Origin of the sequence: Oceanobacillus sp. FSL W7-1281 (assembly GCF_037969835.1) — a bacterium.
Classification (GTDB): domain Bacteria; phylum Bacillota; class Bacilli; order Bacillales; family Amphibacillaceae; genus Oceanobacillus; species Oceanobacillus oncorhynchi.
The window spans coordinates 791,604-810,243 of record NZ_CP150214.1 but is presented as its reverse complement, the minus strand read 5'-3'; the positions used below and the strand labels follow the sequence as shown (position 1 = coordinate 810,243).

General features: G+C 38.0%; 16 protein-coding genes. 5 read left to right on the top strand and 11 right to left on the bottom strand.

Annotation, left to right across the window (positions count from 1 at the left end; genetic code table 11):
- The first annotated feature begins 158 nt into the window (after positions 1 to 158).
- Entirely contained in the window at positions 159 to 1,475 is a 1,317-nt protein-coding gene (locus tag MKX55_RS04005; protein ID WP_339236253.1) for a SidA/IucD/PvdA family monooxygenase, read from the top strand.
- A gap of 45 nt (positions 1,476 to 1,520) precedes the next feature.
- Here MKX55_RS04005 and MKX55_RS04000 read toward each other — a convergent pair whose 3' ends face one another.
- Positions 1,521 to 1,979: a GNAT family N-acetyltransferase gene (locus MKX55_RS04000; protein ID WP_339236250.1), complete on the bottom strand. Its 459-nt coding sequence runs from the start codon at positions 1,977 to 1,979 to the stop codon at positions 1,521 to 1,523.
- Between the two features lie 113 nt (positions 1,980 to 2,092).
- On the opposite strand from MKX55_RS04000, the gene MKX55_RS03995 reads away from it, so the two are divergent.
- The gene (locus MKX55_RS03995) at positions 2,093 to 3,031 is read left to right on the top strand and encodes an AEC family transporter (RefSeq protein WP_339236247.1); all 939 of its coding nucleotides are present in this window, start codon (positions 2,093 to 2,095) and stop codon (positions 3,029 to 3,031) included.
- Positions 3,032 to 3,110: 79 nt separating this feature from the next.
- On the opposite strand, the gene MKX55_RS03990 is transcribed toward MKX55_RS03995, so the two are convergent.
- The 10 genes from MKX55_RS03990 to MKX55_RS03945 form a co-directional block, all read right to left on the bottom strand.
- Positions 3,111 to 3,479, bottom strand: a complete 369-nt coding sequence (locus MKX55_RS03990) for a hypothetical protein (protein WP_339236245.1) — start codon at positions 3,477 to 3,479, stop codon at positions 3,111 to 3,113.
- A 202-nt stretch (positions 3,480 to 3,681) separates the two neighbouring features.
- On the bottom strand, positions 3,682 to 4,572 hold the full coding sequence (locus tag MKX55_RS03985) for a cupin domain-containing protein (protein ID WP_339182589.1): 891 nt from the start codon (positions 4,570 to 4,572) through the stop codon (positions 3,682 to 3,684).
- Positions 4,573 to 4,705: 133 nt separating this feature from the next.
- Positions 4,706 to 5,458, bottom strand: coding sequence for a class I SAM-dependent methyltransferase (locus MKX55_RS03980; RefSeq protein ID WP_339236243.1), 753 nt, complete (start codon positions 5,456 to 5,458; stop codon positions 4,706 to 4,708).
- Positions 5,459 to 5,680: 222 nt separating this feature from the next.
- Positions 5,681 to 6,199 (bottom strand): GNAT family N-acetyltransferase, encoded by a 519-nt coding sequence (locus tag MKX55_RS03975; protein WP_256705681.1) that lies wholly within the window; start codon positions 6,197 to 6,199, stop codon positions 5,681 to 5,683.
- Positions 6,200 to 6,322: 123 nt separating this feature from the next.
- Positions 6,323 to 7,000 carry a PilZ domain-containing protein gene (locus tag MKX55_RS03970; RefSeq protein ID WP_339236240.1) on the bottom strand — a complete coding sequence of 226 codons (678 nt, stop codon included), beginning with the start codon at positions 6,998 to 7,000 and terminating at the stop codon, positions 6,323 to 6,325.
- A gap of 505 nt (positions 7,001 to 7,505) precedes the next feature.
- Positions 7,506 to 8,207 (bottom strand): lactate utilization protein C, encoded by a 702-nt coding sequence (locus MKX55_RS03965; RefSeq protein WP_339182586.1) that lies wholly within the window; start codon positions 8,205 to 8,207, stop codon positions 7,506 to 7,508.
- A complete protein-coding gene (locus MKX55_RS03960) occupies positions 8,207 to 9,631 on the bottom strand; it encodes a LutB/LldF family L-lactate oxidation iron-sulfur protein (protein ID WP_339236237.1) in 1,425 nt (474 codons plus the stop codon). Before MKX55_RS03960 ends, MKX55_RS03965 begins: the two co-directional genes overlap by 1 nt.
- Complete coding sequence (locus tag MKX55_RS03955) at positions 9,628 to 10,371, bottom strand: (Fe-S)-binding protein (RefSeq protein ID WP_077604667.1); 744 nt, start codon at positions 10,369 to 10,371, stop codon at positions 9,628 to 9,630. Before MKX55_RS03955 ends, MKX55_RS03960 begins: the two co-directional genes overlap by 4 nt.
- Before the next feature lie 42 nt (positions 10,372 to 10,413).
- Entirely contained in the window at positions 10,414 to 11,127 is a 714-nt protein-coding gene (locus MKX55_RS03950; RefSeq protein WP_042531843.1) for a FadR/GntR family transcriptional regulator, read from the bottom strand.
- A gap of 70 nt (positions 11,128 to 11,197) precedes the next feature.
- On the bottom strand, positions 11,198 to 12,787 hold the full coding sequence (locus tag MKX55_RS03945; RefSeq protein WP_339236232.1) for an L-lactate permease: 1,590 nt from the start codon (positions 12,785 to 12,787) through the stop codon (positions 11,198 to 11,200).
- Between the two features lie 618 nt (positions 12,788 to 13,405).
- Between MKX55_RS03945 and MKX55_RS03940 the strand changes: the two genes are divergently transcribed.
- From MKX55_RS03940 to MKX55_RS03930, 3 genes are read left to right on the top strand one after another with little or no spacing between them, the layout of a single operon-like run.
- Positions 13,406 to 14,455, top strand: a complete 1,050-nt coding sequence (locus tag MKX55_RS03940) for a glycosyltransferase (protein ID WP_339236230.1) — start codon at positions 13,406 to 13,408, stop codon at positions 14,453 to 14,455.
- The gene (locus MKX55_RS03935) at positions 14,452 to 16,707 is read left to right on the top strand and encodes a glycosyltransferase (protein WP_339236228.1); all 2,256 of its coding nucleotides are present in this window, start codon (positions 14,452 to 14,454) and stop codon (positions 16,705 to 16,707) included. The genes MKX55_RS03940 and MKX55_RS03935 overlap by 4 nt, the downstream gene beginning before the upstream one ends.
- A complete protein-coding gene (locus MKX55_RS03930; RefSeq protein ID WP_339236226.1) occupies positions 16,676 to 18,532 on the top strand; it encodes a hypothetical protein in 1,857 nt (618 codons plus the stop codon). The genes MKX55_RS03935 and MKX55_RS03930 overlap by 32 nt, the downstream gene beginning before the upstream one ends.
- Positions 18,533 to 18,640 lie beyond the last annotated feature (108 nt).

Sequence of the window (18,640 nt, the reverse complement as noted above, 5' to 3'; positions counted from 1 at the left end):
AGCGTTTATTTTCATGGGGATAGGGAAAAAAAGATAGCACGCTGCTTTTCTTTAGCAAGCCTTTTATGTAAGAGTCATCTCAACAAAGCATAATTATTTCTTACGTACCAAAGCGATTTAAATAATTCAAATTAAAAAATACAATCGGAGGAACGACAATGAACAAAGTATACGATGCAGTCGGTGTTGGAATTGGTCCATTTAATTTAAGTCTTGCGGCTTTAACAAATGATTTGCAGGAAGCAGACATCTTATTTTTGGAACAGGAAGCTTCTTTTGATTGGCATCCTGGAATGCTGATTGAGGGGATGGATCTGCAGACACCTTTTATTGCAGACCTGGTAACTTTAGCAGATCCCACCAATCGTTTTTCATATTTAAATTATCTCCACGAGCATAATCGGATGTATCAATTTTTCTTTTTTAACCGTTTCACTATCCCAAGAGAAGAATACAATACATATTGTAAATGGGTCTCTTCCAGACTAGATAACTGTCAGTTCGGACAACGTGTAACGGATGTAACAGCTATGCCGGATGAATCCTGTTATAAGGTTACAGCCCGGTCTACAGAAGATGAAAGTGAACGAAGCTATTATGCAAAACATCTTATTTTAGGAACAGGCAGTATCCCGAATATTCCAGAAGCGCTGCAAGGCTTTCCGGAAGAGGATATCACACATACCAGCCGTTATATGTATCTTAAAGATACCTTAAAGCAGGGAAATTCCATTACAATCGTCGGGTCTGGTCAAAGTGCTTCAGAGGTGTTCTACGATTTGTTACAAGACCAAAAAGAGGGGGCTTATGATTTAACCTGGTTTACCCGTTCCAGCGGAATTTTTCAAAAGGAGGATACAGGACTCGGAAAGGAGGTATTCTCACCAGAGTATGTTGATTACTTTCATAACCTGCCGTTGGAAAACAGGATGGAGTCGCTTGAAAATTTAAGCACTATTCGAAACGGCGTTGATCCTAAACTCTTGGAAAAAATTTATGAGCTGCTTTATAACCGTTCAATCGAATCGCCTTTGCAGCAAATTACGATTCAAACAAACACGGCAGTAAATGCGATTGAAACGTGCGGCAATTCTCAAAAGGGAGCCTATAGCCTGCAATGTGAACAATGGCAAAAAGGAGAAAAATTTACTTACCCGGCGGATAAAGTAATTCTGGCAACTGGATATAAGCCGCATCTTCCTGATTGGCTGAAGAATTTCTATGAATACATAGAATGGGAGGATAAAAAAAGATTTCGTGTAACTGCAGATTATCGGCTTGTTTTTAAAGACTCCCGTAAAAATCAAATATATACGTTGACCAATATTGAACATTCTCATGGTTCCAGTGCAACAAACTTAGGGTTATCCGTCTTGCGAAACCAAAAAATCATTAATTCGATTGCTGGCAAAGAACTTTATCCAATACCGCAGCAAGCAGTCTTTCAGCAATTTGAAATGAAAAAATCATACTGACATCCAAAGATGCCAAACGCGTTTGAACAGCGTTTGGCATCTTTTTCACTGCTCCAAATTCATTTCCAGACGTACCATATCGATGACCTGTATCCCATTTTCAAAAATCGGCTCTTCATAATGCCGCAAAAAGAAATCCCGGTCAATGGAAACCATCCGGAACCCGCATTTTTGATATAGTGCCAGCTGTGCAACTCCTGAGCTCCCTGTTCCAATTTCTATTGTACGGTACCCTTGCTGTTTTGCTGTCTGAATCGCATGCAATACCAGTTGCTTTCCCAAGCCTTGTCCATGATAAGCTTCATCCACAGCAACATTGACAAGCTCCACGGTATCTGGTCTGGTCGGCAGAAGAACATATACACCAACCACCTCTTCCTCTTTCTCCAGCACATAGCAGACTCCTCTGAAGGTATAATCACGGATCAGCCTTTCTGATGGATCTGCAAGCATTAATAGATTCATAGGCAATGCTTCTCCGCTATCTAATGTACGAATCATCATTTTCACTTCCTTTTTTATAAAATAGGCTTGTTTCTTTCTTGTGAATCTTCTAGTATTAAGAATTATACATCGAATTTAAGTATACCAATTTTTCAGATTCAAAGGAGATTAAAATGGATGTCACCACTGTCGCATTAACCGTCATAATGATGGGGCTTATTTTAGCTATCGGAGCCTTGGTAGCTCTTAAAAACACGATTACATATGAAGCAAAACAACTGTTCATGAGCGTAATTATCAATGTCGCCGTTCCATTTATTATTTTAAATGGCGTCTTCAATACCGATTTAACGGATGATGTATTGCATCAGGTTATTCTGATGTTTATTTGCAGTGTCAGTTTTAACGTTTTGGCTATTGGTATTTGCTTTTTATTTGGAAAAATTATCGGCTTTTCCATGACAAAATCAAAGCAGCTTGCCTTACTTGCGGCTATTGGAAATTCCGGTTTTATCGGCATTCCGTTATGTGCTGCTATCTTCGGTCCAACCGGCGGGCTGCTTGCTGCTATTTTTGATGCAGGACTGGATGTTGTGGTCTTCTCGCTGGGAATCTATCTATTGCAAAGCAATAATCATTTTGAATGGAGACACTTAAAAGCGCTCGTGAATATGCCGTTAATAGCTATCAGCTTCGGACTTATTTTTGCCTTCAACGGCTGGGAAGCCCCTGTTTTATTTAAGGATTTGGCCGGCATGCTCTCTGCACTGGCGGCTCCCATGGCGATGCTCTATGTCGGTTTTAGCCTGCCAGACCTTTTCCGCAGCAAACAGCCGTTATTTTTCCGTGAATTATGGATGCCTTTGGTATGGAAATTGCTTATTCTTCCAATCATGGTGATGATTATTCTGTCCTTTTTGCCGCTGGAGACATTACTCCAAAATATCTTAGTCATCCTTGCTTGCATGCCAACCTTTATGCTTTCTGCCGTTCTCTTTTCCCGCTATACGGATAAAGAGCAGGAAGCAGTCGTTACATCGGTATTTTCTACCATACTTGCTTTGGGAACGATTCCGTTTATCGCCTGGCTGTCCGCCTTTTGGATTGGTTGATGCGCAGGCTAATATATACTGCAGCACCTAAAATAAATGAAAGCAGACGAACATTTCACACATGTACGTCCACTTTCATTTATTTTTTCTTAATGATAAACCAATTTTTCGAGCCTATGGTAAGTACAATGAATAAACAAATTAATCCAACAACATGAAACAATACAGCTTTTGTTAGTCCTCCAAGTATAATCCCAAGCAAACCAACGACAAAAAGTGGAGAATATTTTTTATTTAGGGTTACTTCAACGTGATCTCCATCATGCACAGTCAAAGAGTTACTGGAGAAAAAGCTTTGATTAACTGTCATTTCTGCTGTATCTTCTGGAAATACTGCAATAAATTCATTATTATTTCCCAGTTTTCCCTGTGCTGACCCATTAACATTGACCTTTAAACTGGATAATCCGCCGAGTGTACCTGTATTTCTGCTGATCTGAACCCTCATCTATGTACTCCTTCCAACTTTTTAGTTTCATTAGAATATATTGGGAATTTTAACATAGAATAAACTTAAGAAACAGGTATATTTGAACTAATTTATTCGCTGCACAAAAAATAGAAAGCCGATCTATTAAAAGAAAGGCTTTCTATTTTTAAAAAGAAAAACACAGTAGCTTTCATTACTCATCTGTTAAAAGAAACATCCTCTAACCTTCCGCCTGCATCGCCTCTTCTTTTGTAGCTTCCACCGTGCCAAACGGATGATGAGGCGGGGCATAAATCGTATAAAGCTTTAAAGCTTCATCCCCTGTATTCGTAATATTATGCCATGTACCAGCAGGAACCATTATCGCGCTGTCTTCTTCCACCTGCTGTCTGATTGTCAGGTTATCCTGCCGGTTTCCCATCTGTACTGTTCCGCTTCCTTCTTCAATCCGTATAAATTGATCGGTATCCGGATGGACCTCTAAGCCGATATCTCCTCCAACTGGAATACTCATTAATGTAACCTGCAGATGTTCTCCCGTCCATAAAGCAGTACGGTAATTCGTATTGTTTTCCGCTGCATTTTCAATATCAATCACGAAAGGATTTCCTCCATGATCGGTAACCCTGGAAGCTATTGTATTCCCTTGATTATTTTCTAAATATCCCGCTAAATGGCTTGCAATTTGATAATCTGTCATCGCGAGCTGATAAAGCATCTGCCGGGAATACGGTTCATTTACTTGCGCACTTTTATGATAGTTTTCTTCATAGCCCTGCCTGGCATGCTCATACACAGCTTCGATACGAACATTTCTCTCCTGATTATACTCTGACTGGCTTATATCTAGCTGTTTCCCGGTAAAATAGTGATAAACCTGCTCCAGACCTGCAGCGATTTGATTTCTGGATTGGACAGCATACACAAGTCCCTGTGCCGATGCGTCATTTCTAAACTGATCTGCTATTTGAAAATACATTGGAAGTGTTGATGCCTCACGCTGTAAGGTTTCCTCTATGATACTAGCTGTCTGTTCATCATACGGATGTCCTTGGTTTCCATTCGAATCCATTCGATTCATTTGCTGCTGATAAATAGGATGATAATACATATGGGTCTGTTCCCTGCCTTTCCTTAATCTCCTATCAGCATATGACCATAAATGAAAAATGGAACCCAAAAAAAGAAGACATTGACAAATATCTTCTTCATCCATCTTTCATTACGCTATACTCAACTATTCTTTATACGCTCTGCTTTGCTTTCTTCTCCGCCGCAATCATCAAAAACATCGGTCTGCGCCATTCATGCTTCATCGCCGGCACTTCCTCAAGCATTTCCTCTGAAGGTACTGACTCTTCCACACGTAAAATCTCAAATCCTGCTTGGATTAAATCATTCATAAAAGCAGACATCGGGCGATGATATTTTATCACTGTTTCATTTAAAAAGGATGCTTCTCTTTTTCCTTCTATTTGATAATTATCCACTGGCCAATATAATGGATTCTTTCCTGTTTGATCATATATCCAGTCCTGTTCTTTTCTCGCCGTAAAAATGGGGTGCTCCACAGAAAACACAAAGCTTCCGCCTGGCTTCAATATCGTATGCACTTTTTCACATACACTGGAAAAGGACTTAATATAATGCAGGGCAAGCGAGCTGAGAACAATATCCATTGAGCTTTCAGAAAAATCGATGTCCTCTATAGCTTGCTGCAGATACACAATCCCTGAATCATTGGTCAGTTCCTTCGCATGCGCAAGCATACGTTCAGATATATCTGTCCCTGTCACAGATGCTGCGCCCTGCTCCCGTGCATAACGGCTATGCCAGCCAAATCCACAGCCTAAATCTAAGACCTTCTTTCCCTGGAAATCGGGCAGCATCTCTTTTAATATATGCCATTCACCGGCTCCTTCCAGACCTTGTTTTGACCGGTCCATTTCTGCATACGCCTGAAAAAATGGCTGATCGTCATATTTATTTTGTTTCAACGTCTCACTTCCTTTCCAATTCGTATATTATAAGCGTCTATATAACGAAAAAAAGCATATCTATATAAAACATGCTTTATACTTGAAAATTATGTACCTGACAGCAACCTTATACAAATCAAAAATCGATAAGGTATACCGTCAGATTAAATATATTGAAGTTATTTGATTCTTATGAAATACAAGAAGAAAATAATGAGGATGGAAAACAATGGTTACAAATTATAAAATCTTTTCATACCTGCAATGATCATGATTTGTGCCTTTATAATCATAGCCAAAGTTTTTATAAATTTGGTTCAGTTTTTTATTGCTTTCTACACAGTCTAAACGAATCCGGCGCATTCCCTGCGTCTTTGTATATGCTTCCATCCATTCGACAATAGGTCTTCCTAAGCCGCGTCCAATATGATCATAGTCTACGGACAGACGGTGCATATAAAATGCATCTTCGCTGGATTGTCCCCAAATGTTTTTATCCCAAGGAGTCTGCATTTCATTCAGCGTAAATGTGGCAATAATCTCATCGCCTTCTTTAACAACAAAGGTAGCTCCATCTTCAACAGACTGTCTTACTTCCGGATCTTCCTCGTCCTGATCAAGGAACTCCCACTGCTTTAAACGGCTTTTCTTCAGCCAGGTTGTTACACCCTTTAGCAGGCGGAGTATAGCCTTCATATCTTCCTTTTGTGCAATATACACATCTAGTTCCTGATTAATAGATCCAACTTTATTCGACATACCTCTACCTCCTTATACCCTTTGCTATACATTCGACATGAAAATTAAAAATTCCTCCTTTTTTATAAAAAAAATTCAAATTAAAGCAATCATTATATCTTTCCAGATATTTCAATCCGTCATTTATTCCTTGATTTTATTTCGAATCTCGATTTGTTTAGCAATACAAAATTTCACAATATGTGACCTGGTTCCTTCTCGCATATCAATAAATTGCAGCGCATTTTTATACATGTTATTTGATTGTTTTATTACATTCACAACATTGCCCTTGAATACAATCTTCTGCTGGTTGTCCTTTGTTTTTAAATATAATGTTCCTTCGACCTTATCGCCTATCTCAACAATTTTAGACTCCGTCAGGAAAGCTGCTCCCCCGCCGCTTATATCGTGGGTAATGACGGTTATATTTTCCCCTTCGGCTTCTTCGGCGTTCGGATTTGCATCTTCTGCAGGAGGCAATGTCAAATCCATATCCAGCATGACTTTTACACGGAAAAATTGCCTTCTTTGCACTACTTTAATTGCATCTATAGAGGGTTTCGTAATGGCTATTTTTCCGTTTTGCTGAAGATGTAATTGGGATGCAAAGTTACAAAGCCCTTTTTTATCATCATGAAAACAGACTGTGACTGTCATGCCGTTTTCAATCAGCATAGGTACATTCTGTTTATTGACAGGTCTTTGAATCAGCAGCTCAGACTCTTTCCGAATGAGCTGTGTATAATATGTTTTTTCCTCCGATGTTACCAGTTCAAGTAATTGACCATTCCAAAATTCTGTATATACTTCATCGCTCATAATAAATCCCCTTTTCTTCGTTGCTTTAAATAGATAGAGTTCATCCTTCAATTCATTTCATTCTATGTAGACGCCTAAGGAAACATTCAGTCCAGTCAAAACCAATTTTTGTATTATTTTTAGAACCAATAAACGGATCCCGTTTCTTACTATTATTTTTACTGAACTTTTCTATGTATTATATCTATCATGGCGCCAGCATCTGTTTTCTCCTCTGTTAAGGCGGAAACGAAAATACTTATATCCATGCAAAAGGATCCTTCCAAGAATAAAATCTTATACTATATTTAGGTATTTAGACAGGACTACTTTTTCCTAATTATAACGTTTTTTCTGATTTTTGTAATGGTAATTCTTATTATTCTTGATAAATATAACTCTTCCAGCTTAGTAATCACAAAAAAAACACCTTTCCGTTCCGCGCGATTAAAAAACGCTTAACAGAAGAGGTGTTTTTTATGACCGAAGCTGCTTTTTTAATGAACCAGATACCATAAAAGCTATATTAATCTACTACAATATACGTTACCTTTACCGGCCCATGCACACCAACAATCAGATTCATTTCAATATCAGCACTATTACTCGGACCTGTTACAAAACAAACACTGGAAGGAGGAACAATGCCTTTTTCATTATCCTGATGAATCTTGCCTGCTGCCTGTGTCATCCTCGGTACAATTGTTTCTTTAGGAATAATGGCGATATAGCATTTTGGCATTAAGCTGATGGATCTGCCATTATCTTTATTCGTCATCAATGCGACTGTTCCTGATTCAGCAAGTGTGATATCACTAAAGGAAATACCGACATCTGTTCTTTCGGCAATCACTTGGTTTTCCTTACCAAGGTTTGCATCCCAGACATGTACATCGACCTCTTTTGAAAATTCCTCATAAGCCTTATCCAGTCCATATTCCTGGTTACGCTTATCATTCGATGCAATAATAGAAGCTGCCTCATATCCATCTAATACTCTCTTCAGTGTCGCCTGCAAATCGCTTTTATCTGTCCGGACAAAATCGGTATGGATAACCTTACAATGCTCCTTTAGCACTCCAATCAGCTCTTCGGCAGAATAATCTTTAAAAACCTCATGCTGCGGCTGAACACTGTACTCCGGCCGGCTCACACCTTCTCTTCTTTGCGGCCGGCCCAGATTTGCGGCAAGGTTGCTTAAAAAGGAGTCACGGTTTTGAATAGCCATTATGCCTCTCCTCCCTTCTGACGTTTATTCCACCAGCTGCGGAAGGATTGTTTCCCCGGTGCCGGAAAATCACGGACATCCGTCCATCCTTTTAATGGTCCCGGGCCATTTTCAACGTATTCCTCTTTTGTCCACGGTTTTAATGCACTTCTTGCGACTTTTGTACTTAATTTATACGCCGCCGGATTCGAGGCCCATTGCGCAAAACCTTTCATCATGATTTTTTCAGAAGCAGGCGATTTTTTCTCTTCTTCTACAATAATTTCACGGTGACGTATCAACTGTTCATGTAATGGAATTTTCACCGGACATGCTTCCGTACAAGCAGCACATAAAGAAGACGCATACGGCAATTCTTTATGATCCTCATAGCCGTCAAGAAGCGGTGTTAATACAGCTCCAATTGGGCCTGGATAAATCGAGTTATACGCATGCCCGCCGACATGGCGATACACCGGACACACATTAATACAAGCTGCACAGCGGATACAATGAAGTGCAGACTGAAATTCTGTTCCCAGGATTTTAGAACGTCCATTATCCACAATCACCAGATGATAATCATCCGGGCCGTCGATTTCCTCTTCCAAGCGCGTCCCTGTAATGGTTGTGATATAACTGGTCAGCTTCTGCCCGACAGCAGCTCTTGTTAATAAGCTGACTAATACTTCCATGTCCTCCCAGGTTGGAACGAGTCTCTCCATCCCCATGACACTGATTTGTGTATCAGGAAGGGAAGTAACCATTTCCGCATTTCCTTCATTGGTTACCAATGTAACAGAACCAGATTCTGCAATCGCAAAGTTGCAGCCGGTAATCCCGACATCCGCAGTTAAGAAATCCTGCCTCAGCTGTTCTCTGGCAAAGGAAGCCAGTTCCTCCGGTGTATCTGATTTATCATAGCCTTTTTTATCTTGAAAGGTATTTTTGATTTGCTGCCTATTTTTATGCAAAGCCGGGGTGACGATATGTGATGGAGGATCTTCATCTAATTGCAGAATCCATTCCCCTAAATCCGATTCGACTACCTCTGCTCCGATTTCCTCTAATGTTTTATTTAAACCAATTTCTTCGGTAACCATAGATTTGGTTTTCACAACTTTTTTCGCGTTTTTCTTTTTGACGACATTTTCAATATAAGCATTCGCTTTCTCTGCCGTCTCCGCAAAAAAGACATTACCGCCGCGTTTTTCCACTTCCTCACTGAGCTGATACAAATAATAATCAATGTTTTCTAATGTATGGGACCGTATTTCCTCACCAAGCTGGCGCCAATCCTCCCAATTGCCGAGCTCTTCCGCCTGCGTCAGGCGGCCATTCCGGAACCTTCCTTGTGCAGAAGAAACAGCCTGCCGCATAAAATCATTGTCAATCCCTTTTCCAATCCGTTCTTTATAAGGAGCTTCGCTAATTTTTATGCTCATGCGGTTACGCCTCCTTGCTCTTTGACATGTGTATTTAAAATTTCAGTGATATGCATGACTTTTACATTTTTACCTTCTCTGCGCATACGTCCGCCGATATTCATCAGACAGCCCATATCTCCGCCGACAAGGTATTCTGCTTCTGTTTCCGATACATGCCGGGATTTTTCTTTTACCATTTCACCAGATATATCTGCATTTTTCACAGCAAATGTACCGCCAAACCCGCAGCAGTCCTCTTTTACCGGCAGTTCAACAAAGTCAATTCCTTTGACATTTTTAAGCAGCTTCGTCGGCGCTTCCTTTACTCCTAAAATACGGGTCATATGACAGGATGGATGATAGGTTACCCTTCCCTCAAAGGTAGAACCGACATCAGTTATCCCTAATACATCCACGATAAACTGTGTTACCTCATAGGATTTATTAGCCAGGTCAATCGCCGGCTGCTCCCACTCCGGGTCTCCTTTGAATACGTTCGGGTATTCTCGCAGCATACCGACACATGAACCAGACGGGCCGACCACATACTCCGAATCTTTAAAGGCCTTTATCATCTGCTTCATTGCTTTTTTCGCTTCACTCAGATAACCGCTGTTATATGCGGGCTGCCCGCAGCAGGTTTGAGCTGCCGGGAAATCTACTTCACAGCCCAGCCGCTCTAATAATTCCACCGTATTCTTACCTACATCTGCAAAAACAATATCACTTACACATGTAATGAACAAAGATACTTTCATTTTTTCCACCTCTTCTATTGATACCGGACATGAACGAGGTACTTAATTTTTATCAAGCTCCTGAAACAGCAACTGCTCTACATTCTCCAAATGCTCATACATTTTTTCTCTTGCCTGATCCGCCTGCCTATTTTTGATTGCTTGATAAATACGTTCATGCTCTTCATATAAAATATGTGACCGGTCTTCTGTATATAATAATATCCGACGTGCTTCCCGAATCGTCTCTGACATTAATTCGGAAACACTGCCCATTAAATGAATCAATAAATTCATCTGCGTTGCCTGAGCAACAGCCAGATGGAAATCGGTATCTGCCTGCTCAGAAAGCTGATCATTCCCTTTGGCATCCGCCATCAGCTGTAACGCCGCTTCCATTTTCTCAAGGTCCTTGTCCGTATAGCTCTCTGCAGCATATGCGGCAGTGCCAACTTCTAAAATTTTGCGGACCTGATATAATTCTTTGACGTCATTCTGTTTCATTAAAAATGCCGTGCTGACCGGCAGGGTGAAAAGCTCTGCATCAAACGCTTTTACGTAGGTGCCTTCTCCCTGCCGCATTTCCACCAGCCCCATGGAGCGGAGTCCGCTGAGCGCCTCCCTGATTGCGGAGCGGCCGACTCCGAAGCTTTTTGCTAATTGTTCTACAGAATCCAGCTTATCACCTGACTTCAGCCTTCCGTCCTTAATCATGCCAATCAAAGAATCTGCTACTTGCTCATATATTTTTTCGGTTTTTATACGCTTATATTCCATCTTGTCAACTCCTCTAGTACGTGAATCTATTTTAATTCATTCCCAGAGGTTTTTAAAGTCCATCAGCTTATCAGACAAAGAATTGAATAGCAATAAATCCAGCCAATCCAATCATCAATCCATAGAAAATAGCCGGAATCAGCGTTTTCCGAATAATATCCCCTTCCTTACCGCTCAAACCCACAACTGCACTTGCTGCCACAACGTTATGCACACAAATCATATTTCCCGCTCCAGCTCCCATTGCTTGAGCAGCCATTACGGTATTTATGTCTAAACCTAATTGATTTGCCACACTGTATTGAATTGGTGAAAAGGTTAACGTGGAAACAGTTGCGCTCCCTGTAATAAATGCACCGAGTTCTCCTAAAAACGGCGCAACGAACATCCACATAAATCCTAAATGTTCCGCCATACTCTCAGCAATATACTGTGGCATACTAATTAATTCTTCTGTATTTATTCCCGAATTCGTAAACACATGCACCATCGCCAGAGTAGCTACTAAAGCAATTGATGTTGTCCGCATCGTCATAAAAGAATCTTTTGATGCACTGAAAAAAGTACGAATCGATTTTCGGTGAACAAATACGGATATAATTGCCGCCAGGGTTAAAATCGTCCCTGGTGAATATAAAAACTCCCAAGAAGAGTCAACACCTTCTACACCAAAAATAGTTGTCCAAGAGAAATCAATGGCTGTCTGGGTGAACTCTTGCAGCCAAGGTATGATCCTGGTCATTAACAACAAGGCAACGACAATAACGTAAGGTGTCCAGGCTGCCCCGATGCTCATCTTCGACTTCTCCGTTTTCACTTCAAAACCGGGACGCAGCGCTTCTTTCCATGTCGTTTTTGGTAGCAGCCAGCCTTTTTTAGCCGTAATTGTTGCTACCACCAATCCGGTTAAAGATGCTAAAATAGAGATAAATTCCTGGCCAAATACCGAAGCATAGAACAAAGCAGCCAACGTATAAGTAAATCCTATAAGAATGGTCCACGGAAGCATCGGCAAGGCATACTTAAACCCTCTGTTTTCACCAAAAAATAAAGTCATAATAACAATGACAATAAACGGTATAAATGATCCGGCGAATATATCCAACGTGGTTATCCGCACTCCAATTGCATTAAAAAAATCCGCATCTGCCCCCGGAATATTACTTAATCCTACTGCTAAAGGTGTACCTACAGCTCCAAAAGCCACCTGTGTGCTGTCTGCAATCAACGCCAATGTCGCAGCAACAATTGGACGAAACCCTAAAGCTACCATTAATGGAGCTGTGACCATTGCCGGAGTTCCGAACCCGGCTGCCCCTTCAATTACTCCGCCAAATAGAAAAGCAACAATGACAACCTGTACACGCATATCTTCAGAGATGCTCTGAAAACCTTGATTTATTCTGTCCACTGCTCCTGTTTTTCGAAGTGTATCCAATAAAACTAATGCACCAAATAAAATCCATAGAATCGTTAATGTTTTATGGGCCCCCTGAAAAATCGATGATAGAATAACATTTCCTTCCATTCCCCAAAAAATCACAGCTATTGCAATAACAATTGCTGCGCTTAACGACATCCCCTTCATCGCCGACATACGTAACAGAACTAAAAACACAAACGGCGCAATGATTGCACTTAAAGCTAATAATAAATACAAACAAATTCCCCCTCGCCACCCTTGTAAAACGCTTTCATTAGGTATGTATAAGTAAGGTCATCTGATGACCTTACTTATACATAGTACTTTATAATTCTATTGATGACAAGATAAAATTATAAATTTTTCTACATTTCTCTCGAAATCTATAGCAGCAACACGTGGTACCAATTCTAGCGTTTACGTGTTTATTTTTTAAATAGTTGGCTAAATAATCTATAATTTACAATTTTATTATGTTTCCCCAATATTAACTATGGTATAATTAATAAGTTTATGATTCTCCGAGAAAAATATTGCCATTATGTGTCTTTTGTTGTAATCTAATTTAAGTATTTAGTACTTTTATAATTGTATATCAGCTATATGTTAGATTCTTAGTGAAATAATTCAAGAGAATGTTCAACTATTTACTAACATATTTGCTGAAGCGAGTAACCACGCCCCCCCAGTATCCAATAATAAAAAAACTCAGGAATTACAGTTTTAAAAACTATTCATATTGTGAAGCACTAGCCGACTATTTTTTATCTGTCAACTTTGGGAATACATCTATTAAATAAAGCATAATAAATAAGGGGCAGAAATTTTACGATTTTTCGAGGAAGGATTGTATTAATGAAAGATGTCGTTATTGTCATTCCATCTTTAGAACCCAGTGAAAAATTATTAAAATTGTTATCTTCTATACGAAACTTACAACCTGAATTGCCAATTGTTACTGTAAATGACGGAAGTTCCTCAATGTATGACAAAGTATTTAATAAAGTTGAAAATGTATATAAAAGTAAAGTGTTAGTACATAAATTCAATATGGGAAAAGGTACTGCATTAAAAACAGCTTTTCACTATATATTAGATTATATTCCTGAGGCAAAATATATCGTAACTATTGACTCTGATGGTCAACATAACTATTCGGATATGATGCATTGTATTCAATCAGCAAAACAGCACCCCGGTTCTTTGATACTTGGAACTCGAAATTTTGATAAAAATGTTCCCTTAAGAAGTAAGCTAGGAAACGTATTGACCAGAAATATTTTTCGCCTGACAACAGGTATTCATGTTACAGATACACAAACTGGGTTACGTGTTATTCCCATAGACTTTATAGACAGTTTATTAAAAGTAGACGGAGATCGCTTCGAGTATGAAATGAACATGTTAATGGAAGCCAAAAAAAGAAATTGGAACATATACTCCCAGCCAATCAGTACGATTTATATTGAAGATAATGCTTCTTCCCATTTTCGTGCAATTAGAGATTCTGTTGCAATATACTGGATTTTTATTAAATATCTGCTGTCTTCCGTCACATCATTCTTAGTAGATGTAGCAGCATACGCTATATTAATTCGTCTGCTTGCTCATATAAGTTTATCTTCCATCATGGCAGCTTCTGTGCTGGCAAGGGCGATATCATCCATTTTTAATTATTATGTAAATAGAGAACTGGTTTTTACTCAACGTACAAAACACAGTTTTTTTAAATACTTTGGATTAGTAATCTGTCAAATTACTGCTTCTGCTTTACTAGTCTATTTGTTACATTTACTATTGCCTGTTATCAGCACTGTTTTCTTAAAAATAGCAGTGGATAGCCTACTATTCTTTTTAAGCTTTTATATTCAAAAAAATTATGTCTTCAAAGGGGAAAAGTCATGAGGCTACTGAAAAAATCAAAAAAAATAATTTACCTATTAGCCTTTCTTTTTTCTAGTGTTTATCTTACCTGGCGAGCATTTTTCACCCTTCCATGGAGCGAATCTTTATTTGCGATTATTTTTGGGATTTTACTGCTGTTTAGTGAAGTTATTTCAAACTTTACTGCTGTTATTTTAATTTGGAGCAAGAATAGAGCTAAACAGGTTTTCAAGCCAAAGGTACCTTTCGAAGCTTATCCCGATGTTGATGTATTGATTGCGACTCATAACGAGGATGTTCCGTTACTATTAAAAACAGTTAACGCTGCCGTCAATATGAAGTATCCTGATAAATCAAAAGTTCATATCTATATTTCCGATGATACAAATCGGAGGGAAGTGAAAGCTTTAGCTGACAAGTTTCATATCGGTTATATTGGCTTGGAAGAAAATGAACATGCCAAATCAGGAAACTTAAATAATGCCTTAGCTCATACTTCATCACCTCTAGTAGCCACTTTTGATGCAGATATGATACCTTACTCTGATTTTCTATTAGAGACTGTTCCATACTTTGTTGAAAACGAAAGAGAACGAAAAGAAGATGAAGACGTTAAACCTTTAGGGTTTGTTCAAACCCCGCAAAGTTTTTATAATGCAGACTTATTTCAATTTAATCTTTTTTCTGAGGCATCCATCCCTAATGAACAAGATTTCTTTTCAAGAGAAATTAATGTTCTTAATAATGCGCATGATGCAGCCATTTATACAGGGTCAAATACGGTAATTTCCAGAAAGGCTATCGAGGATGTTGGCGGTTTTCCAACAAATACGATTACAGAGGACTTTCAACTGGGAGCACAAATTAATAGCGAAGGGTATAAGAGTATTTCAACATTGGAGCCTATGGCAAGCGGTCTCACACCAACAGATATCCCTAGTATTTTAAAGCAGCGCATCCGTTGGGGGCGCGGAGTTGTCCAAAGTGTTCGAAATTTACGTTTAATCACAAATAAAAACCTTTCTTTTCAACAAAAGCTGGTTTTCTTAAATGGCTATCTGTATTGGTGGGCATTTATTCGTCGCTTAATATACATATTGGCGCCAATCCTATTTGCTGTATTTGGAATTATGGTGGTCGATACAAACTTTTGGGTGCTTTTATTATTTTGGCTGCCCAGCTATTATTTTTTACATTTATGTATGCAGGATCTTTCCAGCGATATTCGGACACAACGTTGGGGAGAGGTTCAAGAAACTATTTTTGCGCCTTTTCTCTTTATCCCTGTGCTCCTTCAATCTATTGGAATCAAAGAGACCAAATTTAAAGTGACTAATAAAGCCGCTTTTCAATCTAAAAAAGATTTATTATATATTATTCCGCATGCTGTATTACTCGTATTATCAGTTATCGGGTTAATACAATTTAACACAGGAAAATATGGTTCGGAGATATTTTATGGCAGTGTTATTACTTTTTGGCTGTTAACAAATATATTTAATTTAACATTTTCTGTTCTTTTCTTTTTAGGACGTCCCATTTATAGAAAAACAGAACGCTTTTTAGCCAATAATACGATTAAAGTGATATATGACAATCAAGAATATAATTTATACACAAAGAATATTTCTGAGAATGGACTATCTTTTGCAGCAAATGAACCATTATACTTTCCTGAAAATGCTTTATTACAATTTGTAGTAACTAAAAATGATTACACAGCTCACCTGAAAGGAAAAATTGTTCGAGTAGACTCATATACAGATGAATGGGTGTATGGAATTTACTTGGAAGAAATCCCTGAAGAAGAATACTTGCAGTACTTGCAAATCATTTATGATGGTTTTAATCGGAGTCTTCCTCAATTCCGCGATCCATGGGAAACACCTTTTGATCGTTTCTTTAATAATATCCAGCGCAGATTAAATAATGTTGGAGAAAAAGCTTATGTAACAGAGAAATTTGCCAAGCTTCGAATGAATGAGTTAATCCATTTACACGATTTTGATATATTATTGCAAAGTTTCAGCTTTGAAAAGCTGACTATCGCTTCATCTGAAAATCTGGCTTCTGTAAAGGAAATGACGCTAAATTTGCATGGAGTTATATCCCATCTAAAGCTTATAACTCAAAAAGATAATGCTTCCTATGAATATAGTGTTGAAAACATAACAGAATTAGTAGAAACTCCTGAATTAAAACGTTTAGTTAAGAATTGGGTTCAACAGGGAGGTAAAATCGATGACATTGGTTCTAACAGTTATTCGCATTAGTTTCCTTATCTTCTCATTGTATGGTTATGCAGTTTTTTTTGAAAAAAAACTGCATTTCCATGATAAAGTCAGTTGGGTAGCAGCCTGCACATGGATTATTATAGTATTATACATAATGGCCTATTTTGGCTGGCTTTACTACTCTGGAATTGGGCTATTTATCATCGGATGCATATCAGCCATTTACTATCTTTATCAAAAAAGAAGAGAAGGTAATTTAGGAATTCCTAAATTAAATACATTAACACTCTGGCTGACTTTTTATTTTTTAATGTTCTCATTAACATTGCTACATACTAGCTTAGAACATTATGATAACTTTTCTCATTGGGCATTAATAGTAAAATTTCTTTATACAGAAGGCAGTCTGCCAACAGCAAATGATGCTATTATCGGTTTCACCTCTTATCCAATGGGCAGCTCTCTATTTGTTTATTATGCAACTTTAATCGGCGGATTTGATGACAGTATCATGCTGATTGGGCAATTTCTTTTGTTATTCAGCTGTATATATGCACTATTTGCTGTCGTACGTGATGAAAGAAGAGTATTAATTATTACAATGATGTTCTGTACTATCGCTATTTTTAATTACTTTAATATTGCCATTCGGATGAACAATTTACTAGTAGACTTTATTCTGCCAATGCTTACATTAGCTGGTATATCAGGCATCTACCGAATGCAGCGAAACTTATCACAAATCTCCATCTTTCTCTTTTTAATCGCTGCCTCATTGAGCCTTGTCAAAAGCAGTGCTATGTTTTTTGTAGTTATTTTAATTATCTATTACTTGTCTCGGGTTATAATGATGTGGCGATTTCGTAAAAGTAAACTTTTATTATTAGGAATAACACTAATTACGATAATTTGCTCCTTATTACCATCAATTATTTGGAATGCGCATGTTAAAAATACCTTTCCTGAGTCTAAACACGAGGTTAGTGTATCGGCTTATCAACAAATTTTTGGCAACAAAGATTTTTCTATTATAAAACAGATTACTGATTTATTTATTTCTACAATCACTGATATAAGTACGATTTCCACACAAGGAATTCTTTTGGTTAATCTAGTAATGTTTACTATTTTTATTATTATTCGTTTTGGAATGAAGCGGAAAAATAGTTTATTTCGCTATCTCCTTATTATAAATATTGTTATTATAATTTATTATATTGGGATTTATTTGATGTTTTTATTCTCTATGCCTACAGAAGAAGCTCTGTATTTAGCTGGATTTAATCGTTACGCCTCTAGTATCGTTATTTTAGCTTTAGGGGCTTGCATGATGGTTTTAGCTAGAGAAATTGATTATTCTTTCTTTGAGCAAACGATTGAAGCACGTTCATTCCGGAGCTTCAAAAGCTTACGTACGAAAAAGTGGTATCAATATACTACATTAATTCTATTATTTTTCGCAACGTTGCTCCTCCTTTCTGAAAACAACGGGATGAGATACAATAACATTCACTTTTCCAACTCAACGCCCTCTGTGTTTTCAAATATCACGGACAACCAAATGACTTTGAATCAAACACATTATCTAGTTGTTACCCCAGACAAAGAGGCTGTTGACAGTTATTTAGTAAACTTTGTTGGAAGATATTTTTTATATTCTCCAAATGTGGAGGGTAAAGAAGATTTTATTATGGATGATCAGCCCTTTATCGATTTACTAAATAATTACGAAAAAATTGTTATTTTAGAAGACCATTATACTTTTAATGCTATGACAGAGAAATTATTTGATAAAAAATTGAAACCTGGTATATATGATACTGAAGATGTTATTGGGAATCATGAACTTAATAATAAAAATTGACATTCATTAATAAACCAAGCAATTGAGTAAAATCAATAGCTTGGTTTATTAATATAATATTTAAACCACATAAGCCTTATAGATTCATCCTATTATTTGCTGCTGATT

Excerpts from the sequence above, each read along its gene's own strand:
- MKX55_RS04005 (WP_339236253.1), top strand. The coding sequence starts at position 159 with ATGAACAAAGTATACGATGCAGTCGGTGTTGGAATTGGTCCATTTAAT.
- MKX55_RS04000 (WP_339236250.1), bottom strand. The coding sequence starts at position 1,979 with ATGATGATTCGTACATTAGATAGCGGAGAAGCATTGCCTATGAATCTA.
- MKX55_RS03995 (WP_339236247.1), top strand. The coding sequence starts at position 2,093 with ATGGATGTCACCACTGTCGCATTAACCGTCATAATGATGGGGCTTATT.
- MKX55_RS03990 (WP_339236245.1), bottom strand. The coding sequence starts at position 3,479 with ATGAGGGTTCAGATCAGCAGAAATACAGGTACACTCGGCGGATTATCC.
- MKX55_RS03985 (WP_339182589.1), bottom strand. The coding sequence starts at position 4,572 with ATGTATTATCATCCTATTTATCAGCAGCAAATGAATCGAATGGATTCG.
- MKX55_RS03975 (WP_256705681.1), bottom strand. The coding sequence starts at position 6,199 with ATGTCGAATAAAGTTGGATCTATTAATCAGGAACTAGATGTGTATATT.
- MKX55_RS03970 (WP_339236240.1), bottom strand. The coding sequence starts at position 7,000 with ATGAGCGATGAAGTATATACAGAATTTTGGAATGGTCAATTACTTGAA.
- MKX55_RS03965 (WP_339182586.1), bottom strand. The coding sequence starts at position 8,207 with ATGGCTATTCAAAACCGTGACTCCTTTTTAAGCAACCTTGCCGCAAAT.
- MKX55_RS03960 (WP_339236237.1), bottom strand. The coding sequence starts at position 9,631 with ATGAGCATAAAAATTAGCGAAGCTCCTTATAAAGAACGGATTGGAAAA.
- MKX55_RS03955 (WP_077604667.1), bottom strand. The coding sequence starts at position 10,371 with ATGAAAGTATCTTTGTTCATTACATGTGTAAGTGATATTGTTTTTGCA.
- MKX55_RS03950 (WP_042531843.1), bottom strand. The coding sequence starts at position 11,127 with ATGGAATATAAGCGTATAAAAACCGAAAAAATATATGAGCAAGTAGCA.
- MKX55_RS03940 (WP_339236230.1), top strand. The coding sequence starts at position 13,406 with ATGAAAGATGTCGTTATTGTCATTCCATCTTTAGAACCCAGTGAAAAA.
- MKX55_RS03935 (WP_339236228.1), top strand. The coding sequence starts at position 14,452 with ATGAGGCTACTGAAAAAATCAAAAAAAATAATTTACCTATTAGCCTTT.
- MKX55_RS03930 (WP_339236226.1), top strand. The coding sequence starts at position 16,676 with ATGACATTGGTTCTAACAGTTATTCGCATTAGTTTCCTTATCTTCTCA.